This window comes from Fictibacillus phosphorivorans (assembly GCF_001619875.1).
Classification (GTDB): domain Bacteria; phylum Bacillota; class Bacilli; order Bacillales; family Fictibacillaceae; genus Fictibacillus; species Fictibacillus phosphorivorans_B.
Window position 1 is genome coordinate 754,793 of the sequence record NZ_LRFC01000001.1, and the last position, 23,430, is coordinate 778,222.

32 protein-coding genes and 1 pseudogene are annotated in these 23,430 nt (G+C 39.1%); 18 read left to right on the forward strand and 15 right to left on the reverse strand.

Annotated elements, in window-relative coordinates:
• Positions 1-18: 18 nt before the first annotated feature.
• The gene (locus tag AWM68_RS03865) at positions 19-726 is read right to left on the reverse strand and encodes a thermonuclease family protein (protein ID WP_066237069.1); all 708 of its coding nucleotides are present in this window, start codon (positions 724-726) and stop codon (positions 19-21) included.
• Positions 727-851: 125 nt separating this feature from the next.
• On the opposite strand from AWM68_RS03865, the gene AWM68_RS03870 reads away from it, so the two are divergent.
• The 3 genes and pseudogenes from AWM68_RS03870 (at position 852) to AWM68_RS03880 (ending at position 1,842) form a co-directional block, all read left to right on the forward strand.
• Complete coding sequence (locus AWM68_RS03870; RefSeq protein WP_066237074.1) at positions 852-1,034, forward strand: hypothetical protein; 183 nt, start codon at positions 852-854, stop codon at positions 1,032-1,034.
• A gap of 15 nt (positions 1,035-1,049) precedes the next feature.
• Positions 1,050-1,367: pseudogene (locus AWM68_RS03875) on the forward strand (redoxin domain-containing protein); the annotation flags it as partial.
• Between the two features lie 112 nt (positions 1,368-1,479).
• Positions 1,480-1,842 carry a cupredoxin domain-containing protein gene (locus AWM68_RS03880; RefSeq protein ID WP_082820573.1) on the forward strand — a complete coding sequence of 121 codons (363 nt, stop codon included), beginning with the start codon at positions 1,480-1,482 and terminating at the stop codon, positions 1,840-1,842.
• 47 nt (positions 1,843-1,889) lie between these two features.
• On the opposite strand, the gene AWM68_RS03885 is transcribed toward AWM68_RS03880, so the two are convergent.
• The 6 genes from AWM68_RS03885 to AWM68_RS03910 form a co-directional block, all read right to left on the reverse strand.
• Positions 1,890-2,612, reverse strand: coding sequence for a hypothetical protein (locus AWM68_RS03885; protein WP_066237083.1), 723 nt, complete (start codon positions 2,610-2,612; stop codon positions 1,890-1,892).
• A gap of 15 nt (positions 2,613-2,627) precedes the next feature.
• On the reverse strand, positions 2,628-2,912 hold the full coding sequence (locus tag AWM68_RS03890) for a hypothetical protein (protein ID WP_066237086.1): 285 nt from the start codon (positions 2,910-2,912) through the stop codon (positions 2,628-2,630).
• A gap of 89 nt (positions 2,913-3,001) precedes the next feature.
• Entirely contained in the window at positions 3,002-3,760 is a 759-nt protein-coding gene (locus tag AWM68_RS03895) for an IucA/IucC family C-terminal-domain containing protein (RefSeq protein ID WP_066237089.1), read from the reverse strand.
• The gene (locus AWM68_RS03900) at positions 3,735-4,553 is read right to left on the reverse strand and encodes an ABC transporter ATP-binding protein (protein ID WP_066237092.1); all 819 of its coding nucleotides are present in this window, start codon (positions 4,551-4,553) and stop codon (positions 3,735-3,737) included. Before AWM68_RS03900 ends, AWM68_RS03895 begins: the two co-directional genes overlap by 26 nt.
• A 16-nt stretch (positions 4,554-4,569) precedes the next feature.
• The gene (locus AWM68_RS03905) at positions 4,570-5,613 is read right to left on the reverse strand and encodes a FecCD family ABC transporter permease (protein WP_066237095.1); all 1,044 of its coding nucleotides are present in this window, start codon (positions 5,611-5,613) and stop codon (positions 4,570-4,572) included.
• Positions 5,610-6,620 (reverse strand): FecCD family ABC transporter permease, encoded by a 1,011-nt coding sequence (locus AWM68_RS03910; protein ID WP_197468121.1) that lies wholly within the window; start codon positions 6,618-6,620, stop codon positions 5,610-5,612. The genes AWM68_RS03905 and AWM68_RS03910 overlap by 4 nt, the downstream gene beginning before the upstream one ends.
• 189 nt (positions 6,621-6,809) lie before the next feature.
• On the opposite strand from AWM68_RS03910, the gene AWM68_RS03915 reads away from it, so the two are divergent.
• The 7 genes from AWM68_RS03915 to AWM68_RS03940 all read left to right on the forward strand — a co-directional run bounded on the left by AWM68_RS03915 (position 6,810) and on the right by AWM68_RS03940 (position 11,795).
• Positions 6,810-7,769, forward strand: a complete 960-nt coding sequence (locus tag AWM68_RS03915; protein WP_066237100.1) for an ABC transporter substrate-binding protein — start codon at positions 6,810-6,812, stop codon at positions 7,767-7,769.
• A gap of 366 nt (positions 7,770-8,135) precedes the next feature.
• The gene (locus AWM68_RS03920) at positions 8,136-9,197 is read left to right on the forward strand and encodes an MFS transporter (protein ID WP_066237107.1); all 1,062 of its coding nucleotides are present in this window, start codon (positions 8,136-8,138) and stop codon (positions 9,195-9,197) included.
• Positions 9,184-9,351, forward strand: a complete 168-nt coding sequence (locus tag AWM68_RS21250; protein ID WP_156488290.1) for a hypothetical protein — start codon at positions 9,184-9,186, stop codon at positions 9,349-9,351. The genes AWM68_RS03920 and AWM68_RS21250 overlap by 14 nt, the downstream gene beginning before the upstream one ends.
• 105 nt (positions 9,352-9,456) lie before the next feature.
• Positions 9,457-9,879, forward strand: coding sequence for a DUF1992 domain-containing protein (locus tag AWM68_RS03925; protein ID WP_066237109.1), 423 nt, complete (start codon positions 9,457-9,459; stop codon positions 9,877-9,879).
• Between the two features lie 11 nt (positions 9,880-9,890).
• Positions 9,891-10,265, forward strand: coding sequence for a cupin domain-containing protein (locus AWM68_RS03930; protein WP_066237112.1), 375 nt, complete (start codon positions 9,891-9,893; stop codon positions 10,263-10,265).
• A 92-nt stretch (positions 10,266-10,357) separates the two neighbouring features.
• Entirely contained in the window at positions 10,358-11,293 is a 936-nt protein-coding gene (locus tag AWM68_RS03935) for a magnesium transporter CorA family protein (protein WP_066237115.1), read from the forward strand.
• Between the two features lie 169 nt (positions 11,294-11,462).
• The gene (locus AWM68_RS03940) at positions 11,463-11,795 is read left to right on the forward strand and encodes a hypothetical protein (RefSeq protein WP_066237118.1); all 333 of its coding nucleotides are present in this window, start codon (positions 11,463-11,465) and stop codon (positions 11,793-11,795) included.
• A gap of 19 nt (positions 11,796-11,814) precedes the next feature.
• Here AWM68_RS03940 and AWM68_RS03945 read toward each other — a convergent pair whose 3' ends face one another.
• The 3 genes from AWM68_RS03945 to AWM68_RS03955 form a co-directional block, all read right to left on the reverse strand.
• Positions 11,815-12,033 carry a hypothetical protein gene (locus AWM68_RS03945; protein WP_066237121.1) on the reverse strand — a complete coding sequence of 73 codons (219 nt, stop codon included), beginning with the start codon at positions 12,031-12,033 and terminating at the stop codon, positions 11,815-11,817.
• A 45-nt stretch (positions 12,034-12,078) separates the two neighbouring features.
• Complete coding sequence (locus tag AWM68_RS03950; RefSeq protein WP_066237492.1) at positions 12,079-12,738, reverse strand: deoxynucleoside kinase; 660 nt, start codon at positions 12,736-12,738, stop codon at positions 12,079-12,081.
• A 224-nt stretch (positions 12,739-12,962) separates the two neighbouring features.
• Positions 12,963-13,196, reverse strand: a complete 234-nt coding sequence (locus AWM68_RS03955; protein WP_066237124.1) for a hypothetical protein — start codon at positions 13,194-13,196, stop codon at positions 12,963-12,965.
• Positions 13,197-13,332: 136 nt separating this feature from the next.
• Between AWM68_RS03955 and AWM68_RS03960 the strand changes: the two genes are divergently transcribed.
• The 3 genes from AWM68_RS03960 (at position 13,333) to AWM68_RS03970 (ending at position 15,948) form a co-directional block, all read left to right on the forward strand.
• Entirely contained in the window at positions 13,333-13,965 is a 633-nt protein-coding gene (locus tag AWM68_RS03960) for a DsbA family oxidoreductase (RefSeq protein WP_066237127.1), read from the forward strand.
• 366 nt (positions 13,966-14,331) lie between these two features.
• Positions 14,332-15,555: an MDR family MFS transporter gene (locus tag AWM68_RS03965; protein ID WP_082820550.1), complete on the forward strand. Its 1,224-nt coding sequence runs from the start codon at positions 14,332-14,334 to the stop codon at positions 15,553-15,555.
• Between the two features lie 18 nt (positions 15,556-15,573).
• Positions 15,574-15,948, forward strand: coding sequence for a VOC family protein (locus tag AWM68_RS03970; protein WP_066237130.1), 375 nt, complete (start codon positions 15,574-15,576; stop codon positions 15,946-15,948).
• 99 nt (positions 15,949-16,047) lie between these two features.
• On the opposite strand, the gene AWM68_RS22120 is transcribed toward AWM68_RS03970, so the two are convergent.
• Entirely contained in the window at positions 16,048-16,254 is a 207-nt protein-coding gene (locus AWM68_RS22120) for a toprim domain-containing protein (protein WP_156488305.1), read from the reverse strand.
• Between the two features lie 82 nt (positions 16,255-16,336).
• Here AWM68_RS22120 and AWM68_RS03975 point away from each other — a divergent pair, with 82 nt between their 5' ends.
• A complete protein-coding gene (locus AWM68_RS03975) occupies positions 16,337-17,443 on the forward strand; it encodes a hypothetical protein (protein WP_066237132.1) in 1,107 nt (368 codons plus the stop codon).
• 398 nt (positions 17,444-17,841) lie between these two features.
• Complete coding sequence (locus AWM68_RS03980) at positions 17,842-18,240, forward strand: collagen-like protein (RefSeq protein WP_231868361.1); 399 nt, start codon at positions 17,842-17,844, stop codon at positions 18,238-18,240.
• Positions 18,241-18,266: 26 nt separating this feature from the next.
• Here AWM68_RS03980 and AWM68_RS03985 read toward each other — a convergent pair whose 3' ends face one another.
• Together AWM68_RS03985 and AWM68_RS03990 are read right to left on the reverse strand one after the other, a co-directional pair.
• Positions 18,267-18,767: an NUDIX domain-containing protein gene (locus tag AWM68_RS03985; protein WP_082820551.1), complete on the reverse strand. Its 501-nt coding sequence runs from the start codon at positions 18,765-18,767 to the stop codon at positions 18,267-18,269.
• 54 nt (positions 18,768-18,821) lie between these two features.
• Entirely contained in the window at positions 18,822-20,297 is a 1,476-nt protein-coding gene (locus AWM68_RS03990) for a methyl-accepting chemotaxis protein (RefSeq protein ID WP_066237141.1), read from the reverse strand.
• A 135-nt stretch (positions 20,298-20,432) separates the two neighbouring features.
• Between AWM68_RS03990 and AWM68_RS03995 the strand changes: the two genes are divergently transcribed.
• Together AWM68_RS03995 and AWM68_RS21260 are read left to right on the forward strand one after the other, a co-directional pair.
• Entirely contained in the window at positions 20,433-21,308 is an 876-nt protein-coding gene (locus AWM68_RS03995) for a hypothetical protein (protein WP_066237144.1), read from the forward strand.
• Between the two features lie 175 nt (positions 21,309-21,483).
• Positions 21,484-21,627 (forward strand): hypothetical protein, encoded by a 144-nt coding sequence (locus tag AWM68_RS21260; RefSeq protein ID WP_156488292.1) that lies wholly within the window; start codon positions 21,484-21,486, stop codon positions 21,625-21,627.
• A gap of 236 nt (positions 21,628-21,863) precedes the next feature.
• Here AWM68_RS21260 and cspD read toward each other — a convergent pair whose 3' ends face one another.
• A complete protein-coding gene (cspD, locus tag AWM68_RS04000) occupies positions 21,864-22,064 on the reverse strand; it encodes a cold-shock protein CspD (protein WP_066237152.1) in 201 nt (66 codons plus the stop codon).
• Between the two features lie 201 nt (positions 22,065-22,265).
• Positions 22,266-22,556: a late competence development ComFB family protein gene (locus tag AWM68_RS04005; protein ID WP_066237155.1), complete on the reverse strand. Its 291-nt coding sequence runs from the start codon at positions 22,554-22,556 to the stop codon at positions 22,266-22,268.
• Between the two features lie 212 nt (positions 22,557-22,768).
• Here AWM68_RS04005 and AWM68_RS04010 point away from each other — a divergent pair, with 212 nt between their 5' ends.
• Positions 22,769-23,428, forward strand: coding sequence for a GntR family transcriptional regulator (locus tag AWM68_RS04010; RefSeq protein ID WP_066237157.1), 660 nt, complete (start codon positions 22,769-22,771; stop codon positions 23,426-23,428).
• The last annotated feature ends 2 nt before the right edge of the window (positions 23,429-23,430 follow it).

Genomic DNA, 23,430 nt, shown 5'->3' on the forward strand with positions numbered 1-23,430 from the left:
AAGTCATTAGCCATTTTTTTATTGTTGAGACTTTCTGAAGCCAGCCACAATCGCTTCTTTTTCTGAGCAAAACCATTTTTCGGGCTTAGTTATTTTATAATATCTGCCGCTCTCCACATGATAGATTTTATCTCCGGATGAATTAATATTTCCCTTAATCTTGCATTCATCACCTGGATCGATGTCACGTTCAGTAATTCCAGGTTCACCAGAAACATAGCCATCTTCTTGAACATAGTTTTCTATACTCCATATGCCAATACTTTTCTTTTGAGCTTGCTTTTGAATGTTTTGATACTCATCAACATACTTGGTGTTTGGTTCAAATACATAAGCTACACGAGCTAAGCCTTTTTCCAGCAAACTTTCCTGTACACTTTTACCGTCAGCATACACGTATGCTAAAAGGCGTCCGTACTTATCTCTTTCGCCAATACCAAGTTCTAACTCCACTTTTGCATTACTTAACAGTTCTTTTGTAAACTTGCTTGCTTCTTTACTGAAGGGTTGCACTGGCTTTGAAGGGTGGACGCTTTCGGGTGTATCAATTAGCAGTAAGCGAACCGTTTCCGTTTTATCACCAACCTGAACCTTTAGCGTGTCTCCATCTACAACATCAATGACTTGTACCGCTATGCGGTCTCCACCACCAGAATTAAAATAACTGCATCCACCGGTAAAGATGATGGCGGCTAGCATAATCAATCGAATAACCCTTAATTTCATATAGAACCTCGCTCAATCAAATTATTGTATAGGTCATGCTTCTTTCAATTATAATAAATGATAGATAAAATAGCTTATAGATTATCATACATGTGTAAGTTGATATCTATAGAAAGGAGAATCGTGTGAAAAAGATACATAAAGGATTAGCCATTTGTTTAGCCATTCTTCTTACCCTAGTTGCAGCAGGTTGTGGAAATGACTCAAAATTAAAAGAAGCGAAACTAGAGAATCAGAACGGAGAGCCTGTTGCTGTTTTTCCGTCAAACAAGCCTTCTCTAATTTTTCTTTTCACAACTGCTGGCTGAGGACTCTGTCAAACTCAGCTGGTTCAGCTGAAAGAGAATGTAGAAAAGTTTAACAATATGGATGTAAACATTTACGCAGTAAGTTCAGACACGGTAGAGCATCTATCCGCTCTACATCAAGAGATGAAACCTCCGTACCCATTTTTATCAGATCCTGAATTTAAGCTGATCGATCACCTTGATATGAGGGGTGAAAGTGTAGCTAAACGCGGTTATGCACTTATTGATAAAGAGGGTAAGGTCATTTTTACAGAAGTTAATGACCATTGGGGAGAACAGATTGATCAAACGTCAAAACAAATACACAACGAATACAAAAAACTTGAAAAATAGTCCGTATACTCGGACTGTTTTTTTGTATGTGACTACTGTCACAGATTCTCCATACTAGCTGGTTCAAAATGAGGTTATAATGAAATCAGAAAGACGGAAGGGAGCAAATTATATGTTAAAAAAATCATTATGGCTTGCAGCAATTGCAGTTCTTGCCATTGGAATCTTGGCTGCCTGTGGTGGCGGTAAAGATAAAAAAGAGAGCACAAAAAATGCAGAAGAGACGATTACGATTGAAGCAAGTAACTTTAAGTTTGATAAAGAAGAATACAAAATTCCAGCCAACAAAGACGTTGCCCTTAAATTGGAAAATGTTGATGGGAATCACGGATTAATGATCGAAGGCGAAAAAGTAAACATTTCTGGTGGTTCATCAGATGTTGTAAACCTAAAGCCAGGTGAATACACGCTTCGATGCAGCGTTCCTTGTGGTAACGGGCATGCAGATATGGTTTCTAAATTAGTAGTAGAATAAGAATTAAGCCCCCGCGCATCTAGCCGGGGGCTTATTTTATGTGATTATCATAATTTTTCAATCTGCAGCAGTTCCTTGTTGAAAGGAATATCTTTCATAGTCGATGCCCAAAGGTTTCCTAGCAAGCGAGGCATCATCTGCTGAGAAGGAATTGTACCATTTTGCTGGAGAAAGTACTGAAAATATAATAAATATAACCAAGAAGAAACAGGGAACAAAATGTCCTCTGCGAATTCACGACTCTCTGTAATAGTTGCAAATGAATGCGATTCCCATCCCGAGATAAAACGAGACCGTTTGCCATTCAGTTTTGATTCTATGTAATGTACAGCATGGGCAACTTGTGGATCATCATCACCATCAGCATGAGCTAACCGTGATTGAAATTCCAATGGTACGGAATCGAGATCTTCAACCTCTGCTATGACATGACATAACCCTTTATCATAATGAGGGTTTAGCGGTTTCAGGTCATATCTCTCCAGCATTTCAACAAAGGATAACTGCTCAGACGGAATCTCAGCATAAGGCGGGGGAAAGATTTGCCTTCCGTATTTTATTTCATGAAGCGTCTTTTTTTCAGAGGAAGAGCAAACATACCACGTATCATTTTCATCTTTAAACATGTGTTCACCCGTTTCAAGAGAAAAGCTAGTGAACAAACCCCTTTTTGAAAACTCGTAGTGAGGAAGATCTCTCTCTATCAGTTTATTCATTGTTGCTTCCCCTGGCGTTTCAACTGCTGTCATAACAAAGATTGTAATCTGCAAGATTGTCACATTCCTCTAGTTTTTAATTTTTTGGAAAGTCTCTTTTAAACCAGTGAAACCTTCTTTAACTGCTGTAAAACTATTTTTCTTTTGATAAATGTCATAACGCAGATAATCCTTTTTTTCTTGAAGAAGCTGCTGCTGTGTTTTTACATCATTCACACGTGCGTTGATGCTGTCACCAGTACTCTTCATTTTTTGAACCGTTCCCATTGAATCTTTTACTGCCTTAATGCCAGGAATAAGAATAAATACTGCCGCAGCAGCACATACAGCTAAGAAAATCCATAACCATACCATTACCATCGCCTCCAATCAGTCTATCTTTATTAAAATACCCGCAAATACAAAAGAAAAAACTAAAAAATCGAGGGTAGTAATCCTCGATTTTATCGTTTTGGACATGTAGAACAACAAGTCCCATTTTCAGTTTTGTAATACAGGCAGCACGTTTTCCGAGTCTTAGTTGGCCCACATCCAATGGGTGTCTTGAAACGGTGAAACGGATTTTTGGTTCCGCCAAAATGAAAGGGTGATGCATCCATAAAGAATGCATAATCATCTTGAATACGCTGCTTGACTTCAGGTGGATGCTCTTCACTTAACCATGTTTCATAAACCCATCGTATGTAGATCCAAGCATTTTCCCAAAGTGTAGCCTTTGAGATTCGGGCAGTGCTTGCAACATGGTTTAGCATAATAGAGATATTCTCTTTAAAAAGGGTTTCAATAACACTTGAGCGCCAATCCTCTCTCAATTCCGTAGAAATACGAGCAGATGCGTCTTTCAATGTGAAGGATGGCAGCCACATGCTTTCAGAGTTATGGTCGATCAAGTATACGTTTTTAATGTTCATATCAAACGACTTATTAAGCATCGTCATCCCATATAAACAAGACGTTAAGCTGCAAAAAGCATATCTTTTAAAGAATAAAGACCCTGTAACAGCGCGTTTGTCTGATCCGATACGCGGCCCTGTTTGATCTAAAAATTGCAGCAAGTTATCTTGATTCAGCAGTTGTTCAGCCGAAACCACCACTTCATTCTCATAAGGAGCTTGGAAAGAGAAGCGATAGTTTGAACTGATATGATTTTTTTCATCAGCTGTCCAACCGTTTGACTTAGGCGTACTGAGGAGTATTGACATGTCTTACGATTCGCCCCTTTCCAAATGGAATACACATCGGTGTGCCGAAAACAGGATCAGGAATCACAGTACTCGACATTTGAAAAACATCTTCAACTAATTGTTCGTTCATGATCTCTTCAGGAGCACCTTCTGCGTAAACCGTTTTATCCTGAATGGCTACAATATGATGTGCATAGCGGCAAGCCAAGTTTAAATCATGAAGTACCATCACTATTGTTCGCTTTTCTTTTTCATTTAACTCAAACAGAAGATCGAGTATTTCAACTTGGTGTGTCATGTCTAAGTAAGTAGTAGGCTCATCAAGTAAAATCGTATCCGTTCCCTGTGCAAGTGTCATGGCAATCCATGCACGCTGGCGCTGCCCACCTGAAAGTGAGTCGACTGGTGTTTCCATAAATGAAATCAAATTTGTCGCATGAAGAGCACTCATGACAGCTTCTTCATCTTCACGTGACCACTGTTGAAGCCAAGATTGATAGGGAAAGCGTCCTTGTTTCACCAGCTGCAGCACTGTCAGACCTTCAGGAGCTATAGGACCTTGGGGCAGAATGGCTAATTCTTTCGCTACTTGTTTCGTAGATCGTTTTGCAATATCTTTTCCATTTAACAAAACATGACCGTTCTTAGGAGATAACAGTCTTGCCATCGAACGTAACAGGGTGGATTTACCGCAGCCGTTGCTTCCAATCAAGACAGTGATTTTACCTTTTGGGATCTGTAAATTCAGCTCGTCAATAATCGGTTCTTTTCCATAAGCTAACGTTAGGTTTGAGGTTGTTAAAACAGCCATCTGTCATCCACTCCTGTTATTGGTTTTTAAATAAAAGATAGATAAAGTACGGCGCGCCGATTGCCGCTGTAAAAACTCCCGCAGGTACTTCTAATGGCGAGAAAAGGGTCCGTCCTGCTAAATCAGCCAAAACAACCATAATTCCGCCGATTAAAGCGGAAGCAGGGAACAAACCTCCAAACGATGATCCCGTGATTCTTCTTGCAATATGCGGTCCGATCAGACCAACAAATCCCATTGCTCCTGCAAATGCGACCGCTGAACCGGCTAATGCTGTACATATCATTAAAAGCATGAATCGTTCACGGTGAACAGAAATTCCTGCTCCTGTTGTAAGGTCATCACCAAATCCTTGAATGTTCAATCGTCTAACAAGAAGGACCAGTATTGGCATCAATCCTAAAAACCAAGGGAGTATCGCTTTAACTTCTTTCCATGAAGTGCCATACACGGTTCCAGTAAGCCAAATGGTCGCTTGGCTCGCTCTATAGATGGGTCCGATCAACATCATTAAGGTTGTTAGCGCTTGTAATAAAGCCATAAGCCCAATGCCGATCAATATGAGCCTTATGGGGGTTACACCGTCTTTCCAGGCAAGACCATAAATTAAAAAGGCAACAATCGTAGCGCCTGCAAATGCAAAAAGCGGCAAATAATTAATGCTTAACAGAAGGTTGTTAGAGTCGTCGCTGAACATCGTTAAGAAAGCAACTGCAGCAAAACCAGCGCCGCCTGTTATTCCAATCATATCGGGTGATGCGAGCGGGTTGCGTATGATTCCTTGCAGTATGGCCCCTGAAAGAGCGAGAGATGCTCCGGCGATAAAGGCAACTAAAACCCTCGGGAGCCGGAATTCAGTAATAATCAGCTGATTGATATCAAGTCCTGTACCGAGTAATGCATTAAAAACATCCCAAGGTGCGATATACATATCTCCAACACCGATGCTAACAAGCATGGCAAGAAGTGCGGCCAGCGATAAGACAACTATGCCAAAAGCTGATTTTTTATCTACTAAAAAAGAAAATGATTTACGCTGTATAATCCAGTACTTTCTCATTTTTGAAAAATTCCTTTTCGAACAATGTAGATGAAGAAGGGCGTTCCGATCAGAGCTGTAACGACTCCAACGGGTGCTTCTTCTGGCATGATGATGTAACGTGCACCAATATCTGCTGCAACGAGCATAATTCCACCGATTACAGCAGAATACGGGACAATCCAGCGATGATCACTTCCTACTAGGTATCTTGCAAAATGCGGAACAACAATTCCTATGAAACTAATGGGTCCAGCGATCGCGACCGATCCGCCAGCTAACAAGATGACCATAAAAGCGGCAGCCAATTTAAAAACCACTGTTTTTTGTCCTAAACTTACCGCGACATCTTCACCAAGTGCAAACGCGTTTAACTGACGCGACAATAAGATTGAGATGATCCAAGCCACTGCAAGTGCCGGCATAACAGCTGCAAGCATAGAAAGTTTTCTTCCTTCTACTGAACCTGCTAACCAAAATAATACTTCATCGAGCGCTTTCTCATTTGTCACGAGCATTCCTTGTGTGAGAGAAGCGAAAAGTGCAGCCATTACAGCACCTGCTAACGTTAACTTAACAGGTGTAAGTCCGCCTTTGCCTGCTGAACCGAGTGCGTATGCCATCCCTGCTGCAACCGCAGCTCCTAGAAATCCTATCCACATAAACTGTTGAATGGATGAGATTCCGAGAAAAGTAACGCCAAATACTATAAAAAAACCAGCCCCGGCATTTACACCAAAGATATCTGGAGATGCAATCGGATTACGAGTGAGCGCTTGCATGAGAACACCGGCAATTCCTAATGATATGCCGACTGCCATACCAACAAGAGAACGGGGAACTCGAGAAAGCTGAATAATTAAATGTTCGTTTGAGCCGTCAAAAGCGGTGTAAGCTTCTATGGCTTGTTTTAATGAGGTATTCGTGTAGCCAAGCACAACACTAAATATCATAATGATAAGCGCTAAAATGACACCTAGAATCAAACCTGCTGCTTTGCTTTTATTTCCGTATAATATTCCGTTCATGTAGTCCTCTTTTTATATAATGAAAAATATTCTCAATTACCAGTTTAAGAGTTAACCTTGCATCTGTCAATGACTTTGAAAATCATTATCATTTGGTTATTGACAACGGATTCAGAACGTAATATGATACGAGTTGTAATTGATTATCATTATCAGTTACGCAAATAGAAAAGGGGAGAGAAAAACAGAATGAAAAAGATTACATACAAATGGCTTGCGTTTGCAGCTGTTCTAACTCTTATGTTTGCATTAGCAGCTTGCGGCGGAAAAGATAAAACGAAAGAAGAAGAAAAATCAGAAGGAGCTTCGGCTTCTTATAAAGTAGAACATGCAATGGGTACTACAGAAGTAAAAGAAAACAAACGTGTTGTGGTTTTGACAAATGAAGGTACTGAAGCCGTTCTTGCTTTAGGTGTAAAACCAGTTGGTGCGGTTAAATCATGGTTGGGTGATCCTTGGTATGACCACATTAAGGGTGATATGGAAGGCGTAGAAGTAGTCGGTGACGAGAGTGCGGTAAACGTTGAGAAGATTGCAGCTCTAAAGCCAGACTTAATTATTGGAAATAAAATGCGTCAAGAAAAACAATATGATGAATTGAACAAAATTGCACCAACAGTTTTCGCGGAAGACCTTCGCGGTGACTGGAAGATTAACTTCGCGCTTTATGCAAAAGCATTAAATAAAGAAGAAAAAGGTAAAGAGGTATTGGCGGCATTTGACAAGCGTATTGAGGAGTTCAAAAATGAAGCGGGCGATAAGCTGAAGACTGAAGTATCAATGGTGCGCTTCATGCCAGGAAAATCCCGTATTTATCACCAAGATTCTTTCTCTGGTGTTATTTTAAAGCAGATTGGCTTTGCTCGCCCTGGTGATCAAAACAAACCTGACTTCGCTGAAGAAGTAACTCAAGAGCGCATTCCTGAAATGAATGGTGATATGATGTTCTACTTCACATATGAAGCAGGGGACGGAAAAGCGACTGAAACGGAAAAAGAATGGACGAACAACCCGCTTTGGGGAAATTTAGAAGTGGTTAAAGCTGGTAATGCACATAAAGTAGATGATGCAATCTGGAACACAGCTGGCGGTGTTAAAGCGGCGAACTTAATGCTTGATGACCTTGAGAAATATTTCTTAGAAAAATAATAGTTGTTTTAAGAGGGAGGGAAGCGAGCATTTCGCTTCCTTTTTTGTGAATGGCAGTTTCATTGATGCTTTTAAAGTAGTTGATTTCCGTTGCAGGTTTACTGTAACTTCCGCACAGTGAAAAGCCTATATTCCTCTTTGCACGCGTGTTCTTCTAGATTGCGCGCATGTTTGTTAAATTCACGTGCGGTTAAAGCATTTTTGCACGTACAGCACATTCTTCACACCTCTCCAATTGTCAGGTTGTCACCAGATTTACATTGCGTAACTGCAACCTTCCTTGATGCTTCAACTAGTGATCGTTTTTGATGTGAAACTTGCTTATAATGAATGTAAAAAGATAGAAATTATAGGGGTAGAAACATTATGAAGTTATCTGGGGAAATTTTTCGCAATAAAAGCTTTCTTTACTTTTGGTTAAGTTCGATTTTAACAGCAATGGGCGACAGTATTTTTATGATTACACTCATGTGGCTGCTCGTTCAATTATCAGGATCACCTGTTATTGTAGGAACATACATATTGCTTGTTACACTAACAAAGTTTTCTTTTATTCTTTTTGGTGGAGCAGTTGTTGACCGGTTTTCAGTCAGAAGACTCCTTATCGGTTCGGCTATTGGAAGAGGGGCTATTTTGCTTCTTCTGTTTATTGTTATCGCTAACGCAAATCCGCCGATCTATTTTTTTTACATGACAGGTGTACTATTTGGACTGATTGATGCGATCAGTGAGCCAGCGGGTATTACCTTTAGAACACGTCTTGTACCTGAAAAGCATTACACACAATCAATGAGCCTTATTATGATGGCAGGACAGGCTTCTGGAGTAGCTGGTCCTCTATTAGGTGCTATGCTTTATGCCATTTATGGTGCCAAAATGGCTTTTTTGATCAATGCAGTGGCATTCTTCGTGGCTGCTGGTTTATTTCTTTTTATAAAAGTAAAAGAGGACGAAAATGAAGTAGAGCATTCTTCTTTTTTTGCTGGTATTAAAGAAGGATTCATGTTTTTTATCCATGCACCTGTACTTGCCGCTATGGCAGTATTTGCGTTCTTTGCTAACGCAGCTGTTGGTGCAGTGATGGTCAGCTTGCCATTCCTTATGAAAGATTTAGACTTTGGCATTAAAGGGTATGGATGGGCACAAACGTCGCTTGCAGTTGGAAGCGTGTTTGCAGCCGTCGTATTTTCTTTATTCGTCATCCAAAAACCAAAACCATATATGACACTATTAACTTGTTTTCTACAGGGTGCCTGCATTGTTTCTATAGGTTTTTTCTCTAGGGAATTAGCCGTTTTGTTATTGCTTCTTTCCTTTGTAGGCTTTTTTGAAGCAGCGGTTAACGTCATTGCCCCAAGCGTAAATCATGCTCTTATTCCTCCAAAACTGTTTGGCCGTGTTATTGGTTATTATTATGGGGATTTCTGAACCGATCGCAGCAGGAACTGCAGGTCTTCTTATTGAGAAAATAGGAGCAGCTGATGTTTTTGTCTGGGGAGGATCAATGGAAATGTTAGTAGCATTAGTTGTGTTTTCATTTCCGTTCATACGCAACTTTAAACCAGAAGAGAAGCGTTCTTAATTTGTACACATTTTGTCTACAGAACTGCCATATTTTTTCCAAGGGAATAAAAGAATTAAACATAATGTATAAGTAAGAAATAAATTTATTCCTGGAGGTTTTTAAATGAATAAAAAACCGTCTTTTGAAAAGGAAATACAAAAACGCGAGATCTTAATGAAGGACGAGCAAACAAATGCTTGGTATTACGAAGATCATATAACAGCAATAGTGAACCGTTCGAAAAAAGAAGGAGCTTTTGACGATCTAGTAGGGTTTGGCAAACCATTGCAGCTGGATCAAGACCTTGTCTACAATCCGGAAAAGCGTCTTCATAAAATTATGAAAGATAATCATATATTGCCAAGCTGGGTGAAACTTGGTCAAGAGATAGACGTATTAAAAGAAGAACTTAAAACATATACGGTTGAATATAACATCAAAAAAACAGTAGAAACCATTAACCAAAAAGTGTTTCAGCATAACTTGACTTGTCCGCCCACTGCTCAACGGATGAAAGTTAAACTGGAGGACATTTTGAAAAAATAATTGGAGGGTGTATGTCGAAAATAAGTACGTTAAATGCAGAACATTACAAATGGGGAGATGCATGTGATGGATGGCACCTTCTTAAGCAAGATGACTTAAGTATCATTCATGAAAAAATGCCCCCTCAATCAGCTGAAGTCAGACATTATCACGTGTTTTCACGCCAATTTTTCTTTATATTAAACGGAGAGCTCCTCATTGAAAAAGACGGAGAAGAAATACAGCTTGGTGTTCATCAAGGAATAGAAATACCGGCAGGAACATCTCATCAAATTCGTAATGAATCAGCTCACCCTGCTGAGTTTCTTGTAACATCTCAGCCGCCTGCTCATGGAGACAGAGTAGTGGTAAAAAAAGTAAAAAGCATCAGTACGGTGACCCTTTAATTTTTAAAAGGGTCTTTTTTTGTCTTTAATATCTTTTGTCATGCCTGCTCAATAAAAGGGAAAGATAGTAAAAAAACAATTGGAGCTACTAGATGCTTAAATATGTAAAAGCCACAAATAAAACAGAGAGAATTGAACATTTTGAAATACCGGAACAAAACAATACACTTTGGATGTTCTATTCTTCAGCAAAAGAAATGATGAGCGATGGTATTTTACAGCAAATACAGCTGCATCCATTGGCAAGAGCTGCGTTTACCAGCTTTTCAGAGCATCCTCAAATCAATGTTTACGCAAACCATGCTGTTGTTTCTACGTTTTATTTAGAGACAGAGTGCCTTGAACCAGTAAGAATTAATCTGTTGATAGGTGACAGCTACTTAATTGCATTGTCTGAGCGCGAGATTCCATTTAGGGAACGTCTCGTAAAAGACTTTTCAGAAAATCCTGAGCATATGGAACACGTGAGCTATATGCTGTACTATTTCATGAAAGATATTGTTAATTCTTATTTAGAAGTTGTTGATCAGCTGTCAAATGAGTTCTTAATGCTTGAGAAAAGTGTTTTCATTGATCCACAAAAAAGGGAAATCGGCAGAGATGTCTATCGGTGGAAAAGCCGCTTGCATAAGCTTAGGCAATACGTTGAAGCAGAAGAGAGTATCATCCAAAAGATGGGGCATGATGACTTCGAATACGCGAATGAGGAGTCGGGATTTTACTTTAAAGACCTGCTTTCCTCTTTCTCTAGAGTTACAGCAGCTTTTGACAGTTTTAAAGAAAATCTGCAAGGGATCTTAGACCTTCAAATGTCTTTAAAATCTGACCATATGAACACCATTATGAAAACTCTGACGCTCGTTAGCGCTGTCTTTATTCCACTCACATTTTTAGCAGGACTATACGGAATGAACTTTGAATATATGCCAGAACTAAAATGGCATTACGGCTATTTTTCAATGTTAATCCTGTGCATCGTCATGGCAGTGCTCATCATTGGGTACTTTAAGATAAAAAAATGGTGGTAAGTTTGTATATTTACAATGTGAACCCTTCTTAAATGTGGCTAACTGCCAGCCCGTGGAAATCGAAAACCAGCAACGGAATTCAACAATCTTTAAAAAAACAAATGACAAAACAAAACGGCCACATAAAAAACAACAAGACGCGGAAAATAAGGAAAAGGAGGCGGCACGCATGGAAAAAAGGCCTTACTATATAAACGTAGAGTCAGGTGAAATTCTGCCAGTAAAAACAGCTTCAACTTTTCAGTTTGAAATTTCTGCATCTGATGAAGATGTTAGAAAGCTTGCTAAAATGTTTGATGAAATGGAGAGTACGGCAAATGATACATTTGTTCGTTCACATCTTCCTTATGTACCATATTCCAATGATCCGGATAACGACAGATATGATGTGAAGCTAAGAGAAGTTTATAAGCTGATTCATGATTTAGGGCAGGAAGAAACACGGAATTTCATAGAGACCATGAGCAATTGGAATCAAGTAAAAAGGCCAGAGAATGAATAATCTCTTGGCCTTTACTTTATTAATAAACGAAATAGGCAATGTAAATCATAATCGCTATCACGACCGTAAAAGCGATTAATGCTATGAAGATGGGATTTAGAACGGCTGTATGTCTCGTAACAGCAGCGTTTACTTTATCTTGGGTATATGTCTTTTGTTTTCTTCCAATTTGAATCGTCCACCAAAGTCCTCCTGCAGCAACAAGGACAGACAACAAAATCAGGATTAGTGTCAACAATCGTTTTCACTCCTTCAATTATGGTTTGTCCTAGTTTTTGTGGATTTAGTGTGTTTCATGCATAACAGAAGAATGTTCATGTAATGATTCAAGGCGGTGAAGTTCTTTTTTCACTAGCTCTAAAATGCGTTGTTGATCGTGCTTGTCAAAAATATTGTACTGATCACTTTCAATTCTCAATACCGCCGTCTTGTTGTAAGCGGAAATCCAGTCTTTATATTTTGCATGAAGCGTTTTGTAATAAGCGAATAACTCAGGATTTTCATCCACTTGTTCATAAGAGCGGCCTCTTTGTCGGATGCGGCTCAAAACTGTATCCAAATCACTGTCCAAATATACAAGTAAATCAGGACGTGATTTTGGCGTTTTATCGATCTCATTCATCATGGTTTCAAGTAGGTCTTTGTAAGTATCGAATTCAAGCTGTGTCATATTGCCAGAATCAAAATTAAGTTCTGCAAAGATTAAGTCTTCATATAGACTGCGATCAAGAACATTATCAGGACTTGTTCGCGCTTGGCGAATGGTTTTAAAGCGTGTATTTAGGAAATAAATTTGAAGCGGGAAAGCCCATCGCTTCGGGTTTTTGTAATAATCGGGTAAAATAGGGTTGTCAACAACGCTCTCGTAAAAAATCTCGCTGCCAAGCTGATCACTTAGAAACTCAGCATATGTGGACTTACCTGTACCGATCATACCTGCCATTAAAATCACGGTATATCCTCCGTTTCAATTCGTTACTTATGTAAGGAATAAAAATAAAAAATCTATATATAGTATGTAGGGCTTTAGAGCCTTTCTAAATATATCATGTAAAACAAAAGGTGAACAGAGGTTGTTTGAACCTTCTTGTTCAGATTTCTAATAGAATAAAATCAGACAAGCAGCGAACCAGTCATATAAAAGGGCTGTTTTCGTAAACTTTGATGTTAGTGGAAGTGGTTGATTTCCGTTTCAGGTGTTCGTTTTCCGCGGGACAGGCGGTGAGCCACATTCGTACGTGTCACTCTTAAGTGTCTCACCTGTCTAGTTGCAGTGGCTAGCCCCTCGAGGTCAAAAGCTGAACGGCCAAGAAGGCAAAGTGCGCCTTCCTTACCGTTCACCTTTTGCTTGTCGGGGCTGAACGAGCCACTTCCACTTTTCAGACTGCCCGCCTGTCCCACAGGAGTCTCACACCTTGCACTCCAATCAATAATCATAGAAGACAACATTCGGAAGCAACAATCTTTTAGAAAACAGCGTTAAAAAATGACCGATCAACTCAGCTATTCATAAAATAGAGGCGTAAAGGGGATTAAAATGACGATTAAAATTAAAGTATACTCAGATTTTGTATGTCCGTATTGCTATTTAGCAGAAATACCACTGCTTGAAGCAACAAAAGATAAAGATGTCGATATTGAGTGGATGCCGTACGAACTGCGTCCATATCCACAAGAAACATTAAAACCAGAAGGCGACTATTTACAAAGATCATGGCAGGAATCGGTGCAGCCTCTTTCGAAAAAAATGGGGATTCAAATGATACTGTCGGATGTCTCACCTCAGCCACATACACATTTTGCACATGAAGGTCTGCTTTTCGCGAAAAGACATGGTAAGGAAAAAGAATATTCACATCAAGTTTTCAAGGCTTTCTATCAAAAAGGAAAAAATATTGGAGAAGTTAGCGTACTTCGAGAGATTGCTGAAGAAGTAGGTCTTGATGGAGAAACATTTCAACAAGCTTTGGAGTCGCGACAATTTAAAAGCGAAAGAGAATCGTATTTAAAGCAAGCGAACGAAGAATTGCAAATTAAAGCTGTTCCTACCATTTTTATCGGTGACCGCGTATTAAAAGGCCTTCATCCTCAGGCAAATATTGAACGAGCTTTAAGAGGAGCCATTCGAGATGCGAAGTTTGAGTTTTGTGAAGGTGACGAATGCGAATAATTCAGTAAAAAAGAGCGCTATGAAGGATTTCCTTCTTAGCGCTCTTTTTTGTTCTTAACAATGAAAAAAGGGGGTTGTTGATAGGGATGTCTATAATATAGCAAGACCATAAAAAAAATGGACGAATATGTGAATTTTTTGATAAACGTTATCACTTTGTGACAAAGTCGCGCTGACGGACTGAAGTCTTTCCAATATAAAAGAAAAAAGCCCATTAGGGGAGGGCTTTTTTCGGGAAAGGGGGGTACACCATTATAAGACGAATGAAAAGTAAATAAGTTTCAAAAATTGTAAATATTCTTTTCTATCTTTTTAAAAAAATGATAAAGTAGAAAAACAGAAAGAGAAGAGAGAAGGAATAGATCGATGAAAGGTTTTCTAACGAAGTGGCATCCTGCTGTACTAGTGATTGTAGCAGGTACACTTTTTACAAGAGCGGCATTTTTCATGACGATGCCCTTTCTTGCCATTTATTTATATAGTGAAAAAGGTATTGAACCTGCTACAGTAGGTTTAATCATTGGGATCAGTGCCCTGACTGGAACATTTGGGGGTTTCTTTGGAGGCTATCTTTCTGATCGAATCGGGCGGCTCCCTGTAATGACAGCCGCTATCTTTACATGGAGTGCAGTGTTTGTTGGGTTTGCAATCGCAGATCAGGTGTGGCATTTCTTTTTGTTAAATATGCTGAACGGGCTCTGCCGCTCTTGGTTTGAACCAATATCCAGGGCATTGCTAGCAGATGTCACAACAAAGGAAAACCGTCTCCGTGTATTCAACGCACGATATTTTGCTATCAATGTTGGGGCAGCAATCGGTCCTGTGGTTGGAACACAACTTGGAACAACATCTTCTACAAAAGCCTTCTACATCACTGCACTCGCTTATCTTTTATACGCTTTGCTCATTGTGTTTACGTTAAAAGGATCATCTTCCGAATTAGAAGCTGGAGAAGAAAGAAAGTTCTCAATGAAGTCAGCTATTTTAGTTCTATCAAAAGACAAAGTCCTCGCATTTTTTCTGATTGGGAACACGATTGTTATGATGGCACAGTCACAAATGGATACGACACTTGCGCAATATATAGGAAACGCGCCGCAATTTGAAAATGGTGTTAAGCTTTTTGCCTATCTGGTCGTAACAAATGCTGTAACCGTCTTGCTTTTGCAGTTTCCTGTCACAAACTATGTAAAAAGGTTTCAACCGATGAATGCACTAAGGTTTGGCAGTGTTGCATTCAGCCTTGCTTTATTAGGTTTCGGTTTGTCAACGAGCTGGATTTTTCTTGTGATCTCCATGATTTTTTTAACGGTTGGAGAAATTATCGTTTTTGTGATGAGTGATGTGCTTCTCGACGACTTAGCGCCAGATCACATGAGGGGTACATATTTTGGAGCGATGTCATTTCGTTCTATTGGTTTTAGTGCAGGACCATGGATAGGCGGATTACTTTTAAGTACGTTTGGATTTGAACATGGATTTTATGTGTTTGGGTGCTTAGCTCTTATTTCATTATTGTCATTGCCGTTTTTTCAGTATGGAGAAAGTATCCGGATAACACTCGCAGATCAACAGTCTGTTTCAACATAAGAGAGGAGAATGTTAATCATGATAACAGGAATCGAACACACAGGAATTATGGTATCAAACATGGATGATTCAATCGCATTTTATACGGAGGTACTTGGCCTGAAACTTATAGATCGCTTCGACCATACAAGTGTTCCAGTAGAGCTAGCCTTTTTGGGAGTAAATGAAAAAGTGCTTGTAGAATTGATTGCTGGCTATACTGGTGAGGTTACGAATGAAGGGAAAGTTCATCATATCGCCTTTTCTGTCACAAACATTGAGGAGAAGTATGAATGGTTAAAAGAAAAAGGGGTGGGCATGAAAGATAAAGAAATTACAGAACTCCCGAATGGAAAATACTTTTTCTTTTATGGCCCTGACGAAGAGTCTCTGGAGTTTTTTGAAAGCAAATAGAAAGTAAGACTGCAGAGATTTTCTTTGCAGTCTTTTTTTGTAAAGTTTGCTTAAATGAAGAGGGTTATGAAATAGTCACAAAGAAAATGATAGATATCCTTAGATCCCAGGCAGCGTTTCTTTTAAATACTGATTAGAGCAATACTCAACACCATACTTATAGCGGCGTTCTCTTACATTACGGGCTTTACATGGATCAATATGAATCCGCTTGATCTCGGGATAGGTCTCCATGATCTTTAATGCGATTTTATCACCAGGCTCATCAGGGTCAGTTAATACATAAACTTCATCACAAAGAATTATTCATTATCATTTTATGGAGAGCATATCGATAATAGTACAACTTCTAAGGATTTATTTGGACAAAGAAAAGGAAGTGTATGTATTGAATAAGCTGATATCCATCTTGAAAGTAATCATTCATACCTTCTTTTGGCCGCTGCTTATATATGGCTTGTTTTTAATGCTCAATGAAATACAAGGCTTAATAATCGGCGTACTCTTATTAATTTTATGTTTTATCGTATTCTGTATGGGGTTCATCGGCCTCCTGAAGGGAAACATATCAATTAAATTCAAGTACAAAAGGCGAGGTTCTTTCTTGATCGTTAGTCTTATCGCATTCTCAACCACCTTTTTTTCCGTAACGAACTATATATTAGATTCTTCATTATCCCAATCTCTGTCAGCTCGTGTGAAAAATCACTACTATGTAGAAGCGCTTCTTGTTGAAAAAGATAGGATCTTTGAAAGGATTTCATTTTTAAAGACGCTTAAAAGTAAAGCGGATTCTGCCTCAACCATCTTCTATGAAAAAACGGACGATAAACTGGCTGCAGCCGCTTCTGTCCATATTCGTAAAGTGCAGGCTTACCTTGATATGGGAATAGACAACCATAAACCTGTACCAGTCACGATTATTTTATATCGAAACCCATTAATCTTTCAGAAGCACTTGCCTCGGCATTCGTATGAAAACCTTCAAGCACTGTATGTTCCGTCTGAAGAAACGATCCACCTGCTCGTAACAAAACAAATGGATATTGACAAAGCACGTTATTTAGAATTAATCGGTCATGAATATACACACCATTGGATTGTCAGCTATCTAGCTGAAAATGGAATGGATAATCGGCACTTACCGAGGTGGTTTGAAGAAGGGATTGCTGAATATACAGGTAAACAAAGTGTTAGAAAAGTACCGAACTTTACCCCGCTTAACTTACTACCATTTTCTCGCTTAGATTCTGTTGAAGAATGGGCATATGAAAACCGTCGTAACTCACCACATTTACCGTATCGGCAAAGTTATTATGCAATTGATCAGCTAGTACGGGACGGTAAAGAAGCAAGATTGAAAAACCTTTTGCTGAACAAAAAAGAAAACTTCTACAAATTGTTTCAAAAAGAAATAGGAATGTCTGTTATCGAATTTGAGGTCCGTTTTCTTCGTGATGAAATGAGGCTATACAGAGAAACAAGAGGGGACTGAAATGTGTAACGCGATAATCCTAGAAATTCACATTATTATCTGGCGAGTTTTAACATATTGGCGAGTTGACAAAGATCGCCCGGTAGTACCAGCAATAATACAAAAAATTGACCCCATTCCGGGGTCAATTTCTTTATCTGCTTTTTAATTTACGCATTATGATAGGCAGCAGCCTCTTTTTTCCTTGTTTCAATAAATAGGCGAAAGCCATGCCTTTGATTCCTTTGCTTAATCGTCCCATCTTTTCGTCCTCCTTTTAAAAACATAGGTGTTTCATGTAATATACCCGATTAAGGCAAGCAGCAATCCTTTAAATTTTTTACGGGATACTTGTCTATACGTTTCAAAGATTGATGAATAACATGGAGGGAATACAAATTTTTCAGGAGTTGAGTAGATTGAGTAATAGAAGTTTTCCTTTCTTTCCTGGTCAAGGCGGGCAAGGAGGCGGGCAGGGATTTGGACCACCTGGGGGAGGACCACCGGGTGGACCTCCAGGAGGAGGCGGTGGAATGGCACCAACATCAGCACCACCTTCATTCACGCCGTCCCAATCACAGGGATACAGCATGCAAGGAGGCGGGCCAGGCCAAGTTGGGGTTTATGCAGTTGATCCAGGTGCAATCAGACCTTGTTTGTATCAATACGTATATATATGGCCGACATGGGGACCTGGTTTCTGGGCTTGGCTTACGTTTGCTGGACGTCGATCAATTGCAGGATATCGCTGGATTGGTTACCGCTGGGTTTACTTCGGGATGGATACACGCCGAATCAGCTCGTTTTATTGCTATTAAAAATAACCGCCCAAGGGCGGTTATTTTTATATCCTAGGATATAGCGTTTGTTTCAGCACTTCCCAGGAATGATACGTTTTTCGTCGAGCGGGCAAACTTTTTGATTTTACATAGTGAACGGCTTCCCAGACGAGAGGTGAACACCATTCTTCCTTTAATCTGTGTGGGTCTACCCATTGTAAGCCGATTGAATCTTGTAGAGGGATGTCTGCAATGGGTATTTTTGAATCTGGTTCGATTGTACATAAGTAATAAACAGCAGTATGTTGTGAAAGATTCCACTGTTTGTATTTCCAAGGCAATTCGTAACGGCGTTCTCCCAGTTTCACACCACTAACTATGGAATATCCTGTTTCTTCTAAAACCTCTCTGGTCACAGTCTCGTATTCTGTTTCGTTTTCTTCAGGTGTTCCGCCAGGCAGATCAAGACGATTCTTATAAGGTCCGCCATTTTTTTCTATCACAAGCAGGTGTCCGTTTTCATTAAAACAAATACAATAGATGCCTCTATGTGTATGGATAGGAATACCTCCTTCATCAAAAACACCTTTTCACTGTAACATGAAAAGGCATATCAACAGTTATTCTTTTACTAGTTCATTTAGTTCTGAGGTAAGTGCCTCGAACTGGTTAAAGCTTTTAACTACTTCTTCCACACACCGGTGCTGCTCTTCCACAGATGCTAGAACTTCTTCAACAGATCCACTTGATGTTTCTGCGATTCCAGAAACGGACTGGATCTCTCCTACAATATAACCTGTAGATTCATATAACTGATTAATCAGTTCTTGGACTTGTGAAGATTGTACAGCAACTTGATCGGTATTCATCAGGATTTGGCTAAAGTTTTCTGCTGTCTTTTGCGTTGCTTCTAGGCTTGAAGTGACAACACTTTGTGAGCCATCCACAAATTCAGCTGCTTGTTGAGCCTTGCTTCGTATTTCACCAAGAATACTAGCGATCTGTTTCGTTGAGTTCTGTGAGTCCTCAGCTAAACGGCGAACTTCGTCGGCAACAACTGCAAATCCTCTGCCTTGATCACCGGCTCGTGCTGCCTCAATCGCAGCGTTTAAAGCAAGTAAATTTGTTTGTGATGAGATTTCTTCTATCGTTGTCAGTATTCCTTCAATTGATTCACTTTGAGCATTCAACTCGTGCATCAATGTATTCGTTTGATTCATAAGTTTATTCGCTTCGTTCATTTTTGAAGTAAGTTCGGATACCTGGTTCTCGCCAGCTTTTGTAATAGATGCCGTTTGTTCAGAAAGGTGTTTCATCTCTTTAGAGTGCTGAAACAATCCCTTTGCAACATCGTTTGTACTTGTCACCGATTGACTCATTCCGCCGACACTCACAGCCTGGGATTCAACACCTTTTGCAACTTCTGTAAAAGCGTAGGTGATGTTGCTTGAGATTTCGCCAGTTCTGGTTACGTTCTCTTTTACCGATTGACTGAAACGATGCAGATTCTCTGAGGCATCTTGAATTTTTCCTAATAAATGCTGAAGCTTCTTTTTGTCGCTATCAGCTTGTTTTTCAGCGCTTAAAATATTCTCTTGCATTCGTTGACCAATCTTTGCCTGAGCGACAAGAGCTGCAGTAATAACGGTTAGAAACACGTTTAGTGAAATAATTATTTTTGGATCTTGTCCGGCAAACATTGTATCTTTGTATTGAATAAAGAAAAAATTTGTTAACAATAAACCGCAAATACCCGATAGTAAGATAGAAATATAGTTGTGATATAACGTTATAACAGCTAAGCAGACATAAGTCATGAGGTAGGTGGAAATCTTTGGATTGGAGTCTGCCATTATAACAGTCAGCAAAGTAAAGCCAATAACAACAAAATACTGAACAGCGCTGGTAGCCCATTTTCGATACGTCCATACTGTAAGTGACAGTAGGATAACTATTCCAGCTATACCATAGAACATCACACTATCAATTGTTTTAGTGCTAGCATAGGTACTACCTAGACCTAGAAAATACATACCCCATAGCATTTTTGTAACAAGTTTGTTGGTTTGTAAATTTGAGGCAAATGATGGATTCAAATTTAGTCATCTCCAATTTAGAATGTATAAGTGCTGTTTATAATATCGACAATCTCTTAACAGAGTTAAAGCTGATTTTTTTCAAGACCGTAACAATTTTTTTACTATTTCGTCTAATTTTATGAGGTGATTGTAATGACAAAAAAGCCATGGACAATGATTTTAATAGCATTGTTAGTAGTTGTACTCACAGCATGTAGCAGTGAATCGAATCAAACAGAAACAAAAGAACCCGTTTCTAAAACAGCCGAGCCTGTACAAAAAGAAGCAGTAGAAGAAGCAAAAGGTGAACACTCTTCAGAACCTGTAACTTCTATTGATGAAGATGGTACTTACATTGGTCAGATTGATAATAATTCAATTGAAGTTGAAGCTGCAGGTGAGACTCTCGTCCTACGTTTATCGGAAGACGTAAGGGAGTCTGTAGCAAATGTAAAAGAAGGATCTAAAGTTAACATTACGTATAAGAAGAATGAGAACGGTCAATGGCTGCTAGAGAAGATTACGCCGTTAGAAACAGGTTCAAATGAAGCGGCAGAAACTAAAATGCTAAGTTACTCTGTAAACGGTGCTTCCGTAGAAGAAGAAGCAACACTTACAAAAAGTGAACAGATGGATTACCATTTTTATAAACTAAGAGATTTTGAATTTACCGCGGAAGAACCGCGTAAGGATCTGCTTTTTGCTACAGCTTTTGCTGAAACCTTTGTACGAATTGAGCCTCTATCAGAAGAGGCATCAATGGATGATCTAAAAGATTGGGCAAATGATGAATTAAAAGCTGTTGGTGAGGTAAAAGAATTAGATGGTGGTGAGATAGCAGGGCCAGCATTTGAATCTTCTATACTATTTATCACAGCTTCAAAAGACTCATTCAAAAAGTACATTGTAATCCAGACTCAAAGTAATGGGGATCATGTAAAATACACAGTCAATTTACCTCAGCATAAGAATGCTGCAAAATGGGAACAAGGGATTTGGGCAATGCTTTCCACGCTTCAAACGAAATAAGGTTTTGAGGTATCCTGCCCCGCGGAAAGTGAGTACCTGAAACGGAAATCAACCACTTACAAGGACAACAAAGGTAACACTTAAAGCGAAATTTTAAGAATCATAAATGTAGCATGTGGCATATAATATTTACAAAGGATAAAAAAGTTTCCTTTAGGAAAGATAGGTGATTGCCATGTGGTACAAAGAGAGTTCTTTATTTAAACTTCAGCAGTACACATTGATTCTTCACAAACTAGGGATATTCTCGCAAGAAGATAAGACAGACATACTAGGTAAAATAAATAGTTATAAAATGAAGATCGGAATGAAAGAATAGGGCTTCCTTCAAGGGAGCCTTTTCATATGAGAGTTCAGTAGTGGAAATTGTCGGGAAGTGTGCGTTACGGAAGCTCTACTGCGCGAATGAGTATCAGATAAACAAACATGTAGAGTAACCAGCGGAACCCAACTAAAATATGCGACTCGGAAAACAGCTGGGTAGTGTGTATTCAATAATAGAAAAACACAGAAAAAACCCGGCAACAATGCCGGGCTTTTATATATGGTTTAAGCTTATTTTTTAGTTACGTTAGCTGCTTGAGGTCCGCGAGCTCCGTCAACGATTTCGAATTCTACTTCTTGACCTTCGTCAAGTGATTTGAATCCTTCAGATTGAATAGCAGAAAAGTGTACGAATACGTCGTCTCCACCTTCAACTTCGATGAATCCAAAACCTTTTTCTGCGTTAAACCATTTTACTTTACCTGTTTGCATGTGAATGCCTCCTAGAACGTTTGCACATTTGTGCCGGAATTACCAAACTACTTTCAAACTCTTAAACTAAGACGAAATCCAGTACTGAATGGTTGTCACAAATATATCACAATTGGTAATGCTCCCGCAAGGAACTTTTCTGAAAAATAGGAATAAAGAGACAGGAATTTATTGAACAAACAAACAAAAACCATCTTCCTTCTACTCGGTAGCAGGTGATGGTTTTAATTCGTGTGAAGGACGTGTGGCTACGATGCCAGTTGCTTTTACGATCTGATTTAGAATATTTACCCTTGATTGGTCATCGAAGTTTTGTGCTTTAACAAAAGCATAGCCATCTTCGTTTGACACATAGCGGGGAGGCAAATTGTTGAGTGTAATGGCAAATACATCTGCTTTACAAATCTCACATTTGCATGGAAGTTGAAGTTGTCCCCAATAGTTTTTTAGTGCTTCATCTACTAATATTTCCATAGCATTTTTTACGTTCATGGGCTAATTACCCCTTTATTCACAATCTATATGAATAGAATAGCTTATTCTTACTACAAATGTAAACTTATACGACAAGCAACAAGACTATTTAACTATAGTTATTTTCCTTTTTATTAGAAATAGATACTATATGACTAAATAGACAGTAATATATGATTTTTCTGAAAAATAACTTGAAATCATATATGATTTGAGATTAACATAGGATTATGAAGACTCAACATAAACCAAACAAACAGCAATATGCTTACCAAGTCATCCGTTCTCGTATTTTAGATGGCAGGTATCCGCCTGGTCATAAGCTTGTGATTGACCAGCTGGCAAGGGAACTTCAAACGAGCGCAATACCTGTGCGAGAAGCGATCAGATTGCTTGAAGCGGATTCCTTGATTTCATTTAAACCCTACTCGGGAGCGATTGTCACCCCATTCGATGAACAAGCATATTTAGAAACCCTATCCGTTTTAGCCGTATTAGAAGGTTTTGCAACTGCAGAATCCTCTACTCACTTTCCTCATGAAAAGCTTGAAGATTTAAGAGCGTATACAAGACTTATGGAAGATGCCCTTGATGAACTTGATTTTTCTCTTTTCTCCAACTACAACAAAGAATTTCACAAACTCACTTATCAGTACTGTACGAACCAATTTCTAATGGAACAGATTCATTCAACATGGGAAAGATTAGGAACAGTCCGCAAACAAGGAACAACGATGAAGCCATCTAGAATGAAGCGTTCGATTGCTGAACATTATCAGCTGATTGAAATGCTCGAAAAGAGAGAAGATCCAAAAACGATTGAGACTTTTACAAGGAATCATAAGTTGAATACGCTAAAAGCCTTTCTTGAAGAAAAACCTCAAAAATAATG